This window comes from Streptomyces sp. NPDC001027 (assembly GCF_040299045.1).
Taxonomy (GTDB): Bacteria; Actinomycetota; Actinomycetes; order Streptomycetales; family Streptomycetaceae; genus Streptomyces.
Genome location: NZ_JBEPBI010000250.1, coordinates 1 through 11,089, shown reverse-complemented (window position 1 = coordinate 11,089; position 11,089 = coordinate 1). Strand labels below are relative to the sequence as shown.

Genomic DNA, 11,089 nt, shown 5'->3' with positions numbered 1-11,089 from the left:
AGACAAACAAGCCCTCGATCAAGTAGACATGGACGAGGTCAGGACCTGGGGAATTACGTGACGCCGGGCCCGGGGAATTACGTGATCGTTCACACACGGGCCGTATCGTGGGCCTGCTCCAGCAGCGGTACGGCCTGTCGCCACTGTTCTCCCTGTGCCAGCGCCTGTCCCCACCGATAGGTCTGGAGCATGACGCCGTAGGTGTTGTTGATGGCGCGATGTGTCTCCAGGGCGGCCTGGAAGTCGGCCGCCGCACCGGCCCAGTCTCCTTGTGCCTGGCGGAGCATTCCGTGGAATTCGGTGACAGACGCGGCCAGTTTACGGTCCGTGTTCGTGTCTCCCAGCATGATGGCTGCCGTCCGGGCGCGTTCCAGTTGCTCCTGGGCGCCAACGAAATCGCCCCGCTCCCACAGCGGCCGTGCCAGCTGGCATCGCATGCGCACCAAGGCGGGCACCTGTCCGGCCCGCTGGGTTGCCAGGACGGCGGTGCGGAACGCTTCGACGATGTCGGTACCGTGCGGATGGTCGAGGTAGTGCGTCCACAGGGGCTCGCACAGCGCCCAGGCCTCCTCGTCCAGGCCCAGGGCGTAGGCGGTGCGGACGCATCCGTACAGTGCGGCACGTTCGGTGTGCAGCCAGCCCAGTGCCCGGCTCGCCGGCGTCTCGTGGGAGGCGGACGGTGCCAAGGACACGTCCGGCGTGTTCTCCATCGGTGGCAGGGCAGCGGCTAGTGTCAGCCGGGTACCTGCGGCGGCGGTGTCGGCGCGCTGGGCCTGGCGCAGATACCAGCGCACGATCCGCCGCCGACCGGCCGCGCGTTCCAGGTCGCCGGTCTCCTCGCGTTCGGCGCAGCGGGCGGCGTGGGCGCGCAGGAGTTCCGGCAGGCGGATCCGTTCGCCGTGCAGATCGAGCAGGCCGGCGTTCTCAAGTTCCTCCAGGGCTTCGTCGGCCCTGTCACGGCCCAGGCCAAGCAGCGCGGTGGCACTGTCGGTGGTGAAGGAGGCCGAGGGGGTGACGGCCAGCAGCCGGTAAAGCAGTTGGGTCTGCGGACTGAGCGTCGTATAGGCCGCGTCCCATACCCGTTCCACCACGGCTACTCCGTTGTCGTGCAGTTGGGTGGTCAACTCGGTCAGCAGCCGCTCCAGCGGGCGGCGGCGGTGGCGGCGCATCCAGCGGCCGGCGACATGCAGGGCCACGGGCAGACCCGAGCACAGGCGTACAAGTCCGGCCGCCGCTTCCGGCTCGGCGGCCAGCCGCGGGTCGTCTGCCACCTGCCGCAGCAGTTCCATGGCGTGGCTGTCCTCCAGCGGGTCCAGCGGCAGCTGGGTGACCGCCCCGTCCTCCAGGTCGTACAGCGGACCCTGGCTCGTGACGATCACCAGGCTGTGGCCGGATGCCGGAAGCAGGGGCACCACTTCGGCGCCGAAGCGGGCGTTGTCGATGACAACGAGCAGCCGCTTGCTGTCGGTCTGCGTCCAGTACTGCTTGCGCCGGCCCTGGAAGGAGTGTCCCAGCCACTCCGCGCCGACGCCGAGAGAACGCAGCAGTTCCCGCAGGGCGTCGTCGACTTCCACGACCCCCTCGCGCCGCCACTCGTCCAGATCGACGTAGAGCGCACCATCCGGGTAGCGGTCCCGCTGACGGCGGGCAATCCGGAAGGCCAGTTCGGTTTTCCCCACGCCTCCCAGGCCGTTCAGGACCAGGCACAGTGGGCGGGAACGGTCGTTGTCCTGCGTGAGCGCACGGAACGCACGGGCCTGTTCCCTTTCCCGGTCGACGAAGCAGGCTGCCTCCGGCGGGATCTGATAAGTCATTGCGGGACCGACTCCGTTGCCTCAACTCGCCTGGACCGACCGCGCCTGAGCATGCTCACACAGCCAGGCGCCCTCTACACCACGGCTCAACCCTACGGCCACAGCAGCCAGTTGAACTGCGCCTTCTGTCTGCGCCACGCGGCTGCCGCGCAGCCTGTCTCCTGGGAGGGCAGGGTGGAGTCTTCGTCCGTCGTCCTCGTCTTGGCTCAAGGCCCTCGCGGGCGGTCCTGCAGCAGCTGCCCGTGCAGGGGTTCTGTCAGTCGTTGCCGACACAGAGAGGGCGTGCCTTACCGCGCTGTGAGTGGCGGGCCATGCCGCCTACGTGTCGCCGACGTTCTCGTCCCCAGGTCAGGCAACCGTGCCAGGAGCCGCACAAGTGACCCCATCCAACCGGACTGACCTATCCGATTCCCTGGTACTCTGCCCGCGTGAACCGGAAATGATTATCCGATTCATTACGGCCGCAGGCGGAGCCTTCTGTTGTGCTGCCTGAACTCGCCCATCTCCTGGAACCATCCCCCCACCTTCCAAGGAGCAGCATGAAGACCGGTATGGGACTTCCCTGCCTGGTGCGCAGTGTCCGGCCCGAGGCCCTTCCGATGTGGGCGAACCGTGCGGAGGCATCTGGTTTCTCCTCACTCGGCGCCGACAGCTGCATCGCCTACCCGAGCGTCACGGACACCATGGCGCTCGCCGCAGTAGCTGGTGCGACCCGTACGATCCGCCTGATCAGCAATGTCGTGGTTGAGCCGTGCTGGCCACCGGTCGTGCTCGCCAAGGAACTCGCCGGCATCCAGAGCGTCTCAGGCGGACGCCTAACCCTCGGGGTCGGCATCGGTGGGCGGTCCGACGACTTCATGGTCGAGGACGTGGAGCCTCTCCGCCTGGGCAAGCGGATGGAGGACGCCCTTGAGATCTTCCGCGATTTCTGCGAGGGCGAGGCTCTCCGGGCGACGAATCGATCGATGCACCCGTTGACAGGATCGCGATGCCGATGTTGTTCGGCGGTACGGCTCCGGCCGCGCTGAAGCGGATGGCGGGGTGGGGTAAGGGATACATAGCCCGAGCCGTTCCCGCGTCGATGGCCGCATCCTGGTTCGACGCGGCCCGCCGGGCATGGGGGGAAGCCGGCAGGCACGGCAAGCCCTACCTCGTCGGCACCGCTTACTTCGCCTTGGGCAGCTCCGATAAGGGGCGGGCCAACGTCTACGACCACTACAGCGGTCTGGGCACAAAGGTAGCCCAACTCACCTCCCGCGCCCTGGCCGATAGTGCCACCGCAGTACGCGACGTCGTCAATCGGTACGGAGATCTGGGTATCGACGAGTTGCTCATCAGCGCAGCCACCGACGACCCCGACGAGGTCGAGCGACTGACCGAAGTCCTGCAATAGCGGTCGTGAGAGGTCCGCCGGTCGACTGATCGTCATCCCAGCAGGTACTCCATCTCATCCTCAGCGCGGCTTGCGCCGTGAACCGCAACGCAGCCGCGGTCCCCCTTGCGCGTTTGCGGTGACTGCCAAGCGGCTCGCGCCTTGCGATACAGATCAAGCACGTTTCATCCCCTCGTGGATGACGCCGACCGGGCGGCCGGCAGTGACCATTCGGCCCGTCCGGCAGGGGGTTCGGCGACGGCGCTGGGCCCCGAGCGGCAGGTACGCCGTGGTCAATTGCACCCGTCACAGGGTTCGACGAATGTTCGGAACGAACTTAAGGAGCAGCCATGGTCGACAGACCGGCCGCGGCCCGGCGCCTGGGCAAGGAGTTGGACGCGCTGCGGGCAGCGGCCCAGCTCACATTCGAGCAGATCTCCCTTCAGGCCAGGCAGCAGACACCTCCGATCACCCTGTCCAAGAGCACACTCAGCGAATGGTTCAGCGGGCACAGCGTTCCGCGCGCCGGCCGGCCCTTCCGGTTCCTGATCATGCTTCTCGAAAGCCGTGTTCCTGCGGGACCGTCGCGTTCTCCAGGGCAGTGGGAGCAGTTGCGCAGCACTGCTCAGCGCGGCAAACCTGCCCAAGGTGAGGCGCCGGTCCCGGGAATAGGGGAAGCCCGGGGCGGCGCACCGGCCGGATCAGTCCGTGGCACGCCTTTGCGGCTGGGCCAGGTGCCCGAAACGGGCACCGGCTTCATCGAACGCAAGGAAAGTGACCTCCTGGCGCGAGCACTGGAGGCAGACCAGCATGCCGCCGCCCGGGACGGCAGTCAGCGCGTGCAGGGGCGGGCGGTCACGGGCCCCGGGGGCGTCGGCAAGTCCTCCCTGGCCGCCCACTACTGCCACGCCGCCGCTGCCCAAGAAGTGGACGTGCTGATATGGGTGACGGCCGGCACAGCCCAGGCAGTGACCGACTCCTACGCTCAAGCCGCCCGTGCGCTCGGCCTCGACTCCGACAGTGACGACATCCGATTCGCAGCGCAGCAGTTCATGAACTGGCTGCGCACCACCACGTGCGACTGGCTGATCGTGCTGGACGATGTCCCCTCCCCCGGGACTCTGGAAGGGTTGTGGCCGCCCCTGCAGACCAACGGCCGGGGCAGAGTGGTCATCACCACACGAAGCGGCGAGAGCGATCTCGCCACCCTCAGCGGCCACTCCTTCCTGCCGATCGGACTCTTCAGCCCTCAGCTTGGTGCTTAACATCGCAGGTCACCCGACTGGCTGATCTGCGGTTCTTCCCGAGACAGCAGGGTCAGCGGTTCTCCACGCTTCGAGATGTCAAGCCACGAAGGACAAGAGAACGGCCACTGTGTATGAGTCTGTCTGTCGATGCGCCCGCAGGCGAGGCGTTGGACGTGTTGTCCCGCTTTCGGGTCGAGTTCTACGCATGCCTCTACGCTCGCCCGGATGCGGTCTTCGAACTCACTGACGCGGTGTTGTGCACGGACCGGCTGGTGAAGACACTGGTGGAGCTTTCGCTGGCGATCGAGCACACGCGCGGGCGTGGCGCTCTGTACGGGGCTTTGGACCGCGGTTGGCTGGAGTTGACGCGGTTGCGCCGCACGCTGGCTGGCCTGCCGCTGCCGCTGCCGAAGGCGGCCGACGGCCGGATCGTTGCTGGTCGTGGATGTGAACAACCGGCTCCGCCCCGATGCCCCCACCAGCGAGGACCGGCTGTTCTGTCACGTCTACGGACGTGGCGGCCGCAAGACGGACCAGTTCGTGCCGGGCTGGCCGTACTCCTTCGTCGCCGTGCTGGAGTCCGCCGCACCCCCTGGGACGCGTTGCTGACACCCCGCAGCACCGACCGGTGCCCTCCTCGCCTGCCGAGTGGGCCGACACCTTCGCAGCTGGTGTACGTGACTACCGGACCGACAGCGACACCCTGCTGCACATCCTCGCCAACAGCGTCTACCACAACGACGGGACCACCGACCGGCTGTGGCTGCGCGTTGTAGAGCGCCTGGTCCGCATGCTCGACGGCTCACCCGGCCGGTACAACGAGTACCTGGAGAAGCTGCGCCACCTCCCGGCGCTCCTGACTTCATGGACGATCGGTGTCGCGGCGGTCCTGGGTCACCGAGAGGAACTGCTGGTGAGCATCGCAACCCTTCCGCAGTGGGTATCCGCACTCCGGCCACACGCCTGTGGGGCCTGCCTGGTATCTCAACCCGGTCTGTGTCATCGAGACCGAGGGACTGAACGACATACACCGTGGCGGGAACGGCAACGAGCTGCTGTACCCCCAGAGCCGCTGGCGCAAGGAGACGTTGTTGTGAGCCGTTCCGGCTCGTCGAGCCCCGCGACACCGCCTATCACGAGGCCTGCGCACGCTCCGAGTTCCTGATCTCCATGGACATCGATCGTGAGCTCCGCGCCTACCCGTGGGCCGGCGAGTTCCTCTCCATCCACCTGAGGGTGGGACAACTCCGGTCTGGCCGGCTCCGTCGCCAAAGAACTCTGTGACACCCAGCCGCTTCTGCAGGCCGGCGTGTTCGGGGAGCTCCCGGACGCGCACAGCTCGTCGACGCCACGCTCGTCGTCTGGAGGAACGCGAACGTACGGCATCCGTGACACTAGCTGTACAGCGGCCCTGTCGGCCCGGGCCTGCGGCACGGGGGCTGCGGAGCGCGTGCCGCTCACCGCCCGGGCTCCCGAGCCGGCAGCGGCAGTGCCCGCGTCAGATTGATCCCCGTTGGAAGGCCTGAACGCGTCGTTCTACGATGCCAGGCCTCAGCGGACCCTTTACCGACGCCGAACTCGGCCTGCCCGACGGCTCCGAGGGTGGCGTGCCCGTGATCAGCACGCTCCGTGAACCTGGCCGCACCGGCCCTTCGGCTGGGCAGAGACCGGGCCGGATTCCCTGGACTTGACCAGGGAACACGTCAATTTGATCAGGTGCTGCGTAGAGAGATCTTGTGCGTGTGAAAAATCCGGCACAGGCAGGCTTTCTCGGCCACGGTCAGTTGTTCACCGCCGCGCGGCGGCCTTCGCCTGTACGACTCCCGCCAGGCAGCGCAGCAGCGAGGAGGGTGGTCCACGACAGCCCCGGAGGTCCACGCTGAGGCCGATCCAGCGGTAACGGCACCGAGGCCTTGGCAGCAGAGGAAGACTGCACAGCCCCTCACAAGTCGTCAGCGTCTCACGGATGAGGAGTGGATACGGTTTCTTCCGCCCGGCGCCGTGATCGCCCGGACCGATCATTCGGCTTGCGGATATCGATCAAGACGACGACGGCTGCGGCTGTCGCGGCTCCGGTCAAGGCCGCGAGAGCGGCGCTGATCCAGCCTTGAGTGCCCTGTGTGAGTTGAGCGGCAAGTGCGCCTACTGCTCCGCTGGCCGCAGTTCGCGCCAGTACGGCCGTCCGGACAGAGCCGACAACGGTTCGGGCACAGGCAATGCCCGTGCTTCTGCCAAGCCCACTCCGTACCATCTGCCTCTTTTGGCGGTCAATCTCCGCCATGATCTCATCGAACCGACGGTCGAGGTCTTTTTCGTCCCCAGCCAGCCGCACTTGAAGCTTCTTGCAGAACCTGTACAGCACGAGGGCGAGATCGTTATCAGTCTTGCTGGCCACTACGCGCTCCTCTCAGGGTTGATAAGAAGGAATCCAGGAGGGAGAGATTGACATTCGAATCGGCCAGCTTGGACAGGCCCTTTGCTTTCTGAACTCTGCGTGTCGACGCCGCACCACCGATTTTTTCAACGAGTCCGTCACTGGTCAGAAGGTGGATCAGTTCAGCCTCTACAGCGCGACGTTCGCCGAGGCTGAGTCCGTCGATGGCGCGGAGGACGTCACGGACAGGCTGCAGGCCTTCGGTGAGGTAGGGGTCGAAGATGTCTTCCAGTTTGTATGCGGCATATTCCTGGAATCCCGTTTTGTTCTTTTCCTCGCGCATGACGTCTTCTGCGATCTTGCGAATGTCACAGAAGGTGAATGTTCGGTCCTCCTGTGCGAACGCGCGCTGGAACGCCCGGTCGGCGATCTCGAAAGGGTCGACGACCAAAGGGGCACACTCGAGGAGCAGGAAGAGCCGCAAGGGCCCGACCTGTCTCTTGTATTGGCTGCGCAGTGCCGCCAGCCGCACTTCTCTCTTCTGCCTGCCGCGCCGCTGACGGATCAAGGCGATCTCTCCCCCTCAAGAACGCGCCGTCAGTACCGGCACCGGAAAGAGCCGCCACTGCAGGGTTGTCGCTACGACTGTAGCGGGGCCGGTCGCCGATCATGTTTATCACCGGCTACCCCTCGAGCACAGCGATCACATACACGCGTGAACTGTTCTTCGAGGTGCACGCCTGTGTCTTATTTCGATCAAGTGGTCACCTGCGGGCGGGAGGAATGAGGGCAGCGGCGTGGAGGAATACCTTCGGTGTCAGGGGCGGGTCGGTGATGCTCGACCGCCTGTCTTCGGGATCGGGGGCGTGGTGTCGACGGAGGCTGTGTTGGCTGTGGCGGCAGCCGGGGGAATCGCTGTGGTGCAGGCCGCGGGAACGGACGCGTGGATGGCGGTACGTCAGGCAATTGCTCGGGTGCTGGGGCAGGGCAGCCACGAGCGGGAGGAGGCCGAGCTGAGGCGGTTGGATCAGATGCAGGCTGCGCTGGCATGTGACGACACTGAGGCGCGGCAGCGAGAGCGGTGGGAGGGCGTGTGGCAGACCCGTCTGGAGCTGTTACTCGAATCGGTGGACGCTGATGAACGAGCCGCTGCCGTCCGTCAACTCACGCAAGTCACCGGCCTTGTCCGGGCTGGGGGCGGTGGAGTGCGGGCCGCGGACGGTGGCGTGGCTGCCGGCGGGAACGTCCAGATCCATGCGGACGGCGGCGCGGTGGCAGGTGCGGTGGTGCGGGTGGAAGGAGACGTGCGACTGGAGTCCCCTTTCCCTCACCGGCCCTCCCGCATGACCTGATATCCGTTCGGGGCAGTGGATGGCATTCTTTGGTCGCGCAGCACGGTGCCGTGGCTGCCGGGCGTCTGGAGGTCGGGCAGATGGTGGTGGCCACCGCCGATGCCCGTGCACGGGCCCTGACTCTGGCCCCGCCTATGTGCTATCGCCATCCCGTACTGCCGTTGCGTGGGCGAGATGTGCTTTTAAACTGCGTTCTCGATCAGTACTGTCGTCGAAGTGACGGACGGCTTCATGTCTTGCACGGGCTGAGCGGCAGCGGCAAGACGGCGCTGGCCCTGGAGATCGTTCATACAGTGCAGAAACGGGCAGTCCAAACACAGCCCCGCGTGTGGTGGCTCGATGCCCGGCGGGCCACGCCGCTGCAGGACGGTCTCAGTGCGGTAGCTCAACGGGTTGGGGTCGCGGGTAACCTGCTTGAGTTCGGCGGGATTGTGGACGCGCTGTGGCATCGGCTCAGCCGTGCTCCATGGCCGTGGTTGTTGGTGATCGACGGGGTCGATGATCCCTGCCTGTTGGACGGCCCCGGTGTATTGGCGGCGGGCACCGGCTGGATCAGGCCACACTCGTGTCCATATGGGCTCGTCCTGGTCACCACCCGTGACGGGTCTCCCGACTCCTGGGGTTTCGGTGCTGTCCTGCATCCTGTTCCACCATTACAAGGTGTGGATGCCGCCCGCATGCTCCTCGATCACGCTGGGCCGGATGCGGGGACTTTGAAGGGCGCCGAGCACTTGGCACACCGATTAGGCGGTCTGCCTCTAGCTTTGCGTATGGCGGGGGTCTACTTGGCCGAGGTGAACGGGATGCCAGACGCTTTTCGTGAGCCTGACATGCCCGCCGATTTCGAGGCGTTCCGCCAGGCACTGGATCAGCCCTCGGGGCAGGACCTCAACCCGGCTCAGGTGATTTCCGATACCTGGCACCTGGCCCTGGATCTGCTACACCGCAGGGGGTTTCGGTACGCGGCCACTCTCTTGGAACTGCTCTCGGGTTTCGCCGACGCTCCTGTGCCTCATACGCTGGTCCTGCGCACCTCCATTCTGCGGAGTTCCCCAGGCTTTGAAGGCATCGACGGAAGGGCTCTGTGGCGGACGCTGAGTGCGCTGGCGGCCCTGAGCTTGATCAACCTCTCCCCTGCCCCTGCCCCTGCCGGTGGCCAAGGACTCCCCCAGGGCTCCCGTGAGTGCGTGCGTGTTCATCCACTGATCAGAGATATCAGCCGTACCACGCGCCATCTCCTTCTCGTTGCCGAGCTTCTGAAGGAGGCGTGCGCGATCGAGCACGCCGGCAAGCCAGAAGAGCCTGGCGCGTGGGCAGTGTGGTCTCTCTTGGCTCCTCATGCACTCGGTCTGCTGGAAGTGGACGACTTGCCTGATTCCTGCCGGCTCCCCGCCGCTGAGGCGGCGGAGATGGCTGCTCGCTTCCTTCAGGCCCGTGGTCTTTACCGACAGGCCGGCTCGGTGTTCGAGACAGTGGTGGGGCTGCGGATGGGTTTGCTCGGAGCGGAGCATCCGGAAACTCTCACAGCTCAGCACAACCTGGCCGCGGCCCTCCACGACATCGGGGAACTCGGTCAGGCCGAGTCTCTGTACCGGAGAGTGTGGGAGGGGCGCCGAGATGCCCAGGGGGAGGAATTCACCCACGCGCTGACCGCCCGGCACGAACTGGGCCGTGTACTGCACGACAGGGGCCGTTTGGAAGAGGCCCAACAACACCTGTCAAGAGTTCTGGAGGCCCGACGGCGCCTGCACGGACCGCACCACGGGCACACGTTGTCTGCGCAGCACGAACTTGCCCGGGTACTGCACGATCTGGGTTATCTGCAAGAAGCCGGCACGGAGTACAGGCTCGTATTCGAAGCGCGCCGCGTGCTACTGGGGGACGAGCATCCACGCACCTTGACGGCCCTTCACAACCTGGCCTGCGTGAGGCACGATGTGGGCGAACTCGCTGAGGCGCACGTGCAGTTCGAGCGAGTCCTTGCGGTGCGGTCCCGCGTCTTGGGCGGTTCACATCCGCAGACGTTGCGGACTGTCTTTCGGCTTGGATGTGTGCTGCGCGACAGAGGCGACACTACGCAGGCCCGCGTGCTACTGACACGGGTCCGCGAAGGGCTGGAGGCCGTTCTGGGAGCGCAACATGTACAAACCCTGCGGGCGGCCAGGTCGTTGGAGGAACTCGCTCCTTGACCCCGGAAGTGGCATCACGTACGGACTTCGTTGCTGACGGCTGTGACCAAGCCTCCCGTGTCCTGCGACATTGACGGCGCTGGCTTCCATGAGCAGGCGTGCCTGGCTGCGTCGCGGGGTAATGCCGATGCCCGGCTGCCCGGCCCACCAGTACGTCCGCGAGGGACTCCCCGATGAACACGGTCCGGGAGGGGTGGCTTCCCAGGACTTGGGAGCGCGAGACGGAGTGTGGATAGGGCTTCAACAGCCGGAGATCGGTGGGGCGTCCAAAGGCATCCAGGCCCGGCGTACTACCAGTGACCGAGGGCAGATACGGGATGATTGCCCGGATGGCAGGCGTGGTCGATCACTGCCCCATGCGCCAAGGCCTCTGCTCAAGGCCGCCAGCAACTGTGCGGCACCAGGGAGCGACTCTGCTCAATGAGCCGCCTCGGTCTCGATGGACGTCAAAATGCTGTCAAGCGCGCGGATCTGCTCGAGTGATTCCTGGTCGGCGCGACCGAGTTCAGTGCGGCGACCGGATCAGCAGATCCGAACTGGCTGGGCCCATGCGTAGTTGCACGCCATGGACGGGCCTCGGCCAGGTGAACGGAGACGGACTGCAGGTTGCTGACGAAAGGCTGGCACAGAACTCTGGCAACACTACTGTCAATCCCCTCGAATCGTGGAGACCTTCCTATGCAGCCAGCCCCTCACCAAGGCTGGCCCAGTAGTCGTGTTCGTAGTCGATCGGGCTCTTGA

At 65.9% G+C, this 11,089-nt stretch carries 8 protein-coding genes and 1 pseudogene; 5 read left to right on the top strand and 4 right to left on the bottom strand.

Going from position 1 to position 11,089, the window contains the following annotated elements; all coding sequences use genetic code 11:
* Positions 1–89 precede the first annotated feature (89 nt).
* Complete coding sequence (locus ABT300_RS36540; RefSeq protein WP_351685321.1) at positions 90–1,814, bottom strand: NB-ARC domain-containing protein; 1,725 nt, start codon at positions 1,812–1,814, stop codon at positions 90–92.
* A gap of 539 nt (positions 1,815–2,353) precedes the next feature.
* Here ABT300_RS36540 and ABT300_RS36535 point away from each other — a divergent pair.
* From ABT300_RS36535 to ABT300_RS36520, 4 genes and pseudogenes are all read left to right on the top strand, one after another.
* On the top strand, positions 2,354–2,842 hold the full coding sequence (locus ABT300_RS36535; protein ID WP_351685318.1) for an LLM class flavin-dependent oxidoreductase: 489 nt from the start codon (positions 2,354–2,356) through the stop codon (positions 2,840–2,842).
* Entirely contained in the window at positions 2,803–3,207 is a 405-nt protein-coding gene (locus ABT300_RS36530; RefSeq protein WP_351685315.1) for a hypothetical protein, read from the top strand. Before ABT300_RS36535 ends, ABT300_RS36530 begins: the two co-directional genes overlap by 40 nt.
* Positions 3,208–3,536: 329 nt before the next feature.
* The gene (locus ABT300_RS36525; RefSeq protein ID WP_351685313.1) at positions 3,537–4,451 is read left to right on the top strand and encodes an NB-ARC domain-containing protein; all 915 of its coding nucleotides are present in this window, start codon (positions 3,537–3,539) and stop codon (positions 4,449–4,451) included.
* 113 nt (positions 4,452–4,564) lie between these two features.
* Positions 4,565–5,041, top strand: a pseudogene (locus ABT300_RS36520) (transposase); the annotation flags it as partial.
* A 1,352-nt stretch (positions 5,042–6,393) separates the two neighbouring features.
* On the opposite strand, the gene ABT300_RS36515 reads toward ABT300_RS36520, so the two are convergent.
* From ABT300_RS36515 to ABT300_RS36505, 3 genes are all read right to left on the bottom strand, one after another.
* On the bottom strand, positions 6,394–6,828 hold the full coding sequence (locus ABT300_RS36515) for a hypothetical protein (RefSeq protein ID WP_351685310.1): 435 nt from the start codon (positions 6,826–6,828) through the stop codon (positions 6,394–6,396).
* Positions 6,812–7,375 carry a hypothetical protein gene (locus ABT300_RS36510; protein ID WP_351685308.1) on the bottom strand — a complete coding sequence of 188 codons (564 nt, stop codon included), beginning with the start codon at positions 7,373–7,375 and terminating at the stop codon, positions 6,812–6,814. Before ABT300_RS36510 ends, ABT300_RS36515 begins: the two co-directional genes overlap by 17 nt.
* A 547-nt stretch (positions 7,376–7,922) precedes the next feature.
* Positions 7,923–8,138 carry a hypothetical protein gene (locus ABT300_RS36505; protein ID WP_351685306.1) on the bottom strand — a complete coding sequence of 72 codons (216 nt, stop codon included), beginning with the start codon at positions 8,136–8,138 and terminating at the stop codon, positions 7,923–7,925.
* Positions 8,139–8,188: 50 nt separating this feature from the next.
* Here ABT300_RS36505 and ABT300_RS36500 point away from each other — a divergent pair, with 50 nt between their 5' ends.
* On the top strand, positions 8,189–10,348 hold the full coding sequence (locus ABT300_RS36500; protein WP_351685303.1) for a tetratricopeptide repeat protein: 2,160 nt from the start codon (positions 8,189–8,191) through the stop codon (positions 10,346–10,348).
* Positions 10,349–11,089 lie beyond the last annotated feature (741 nt).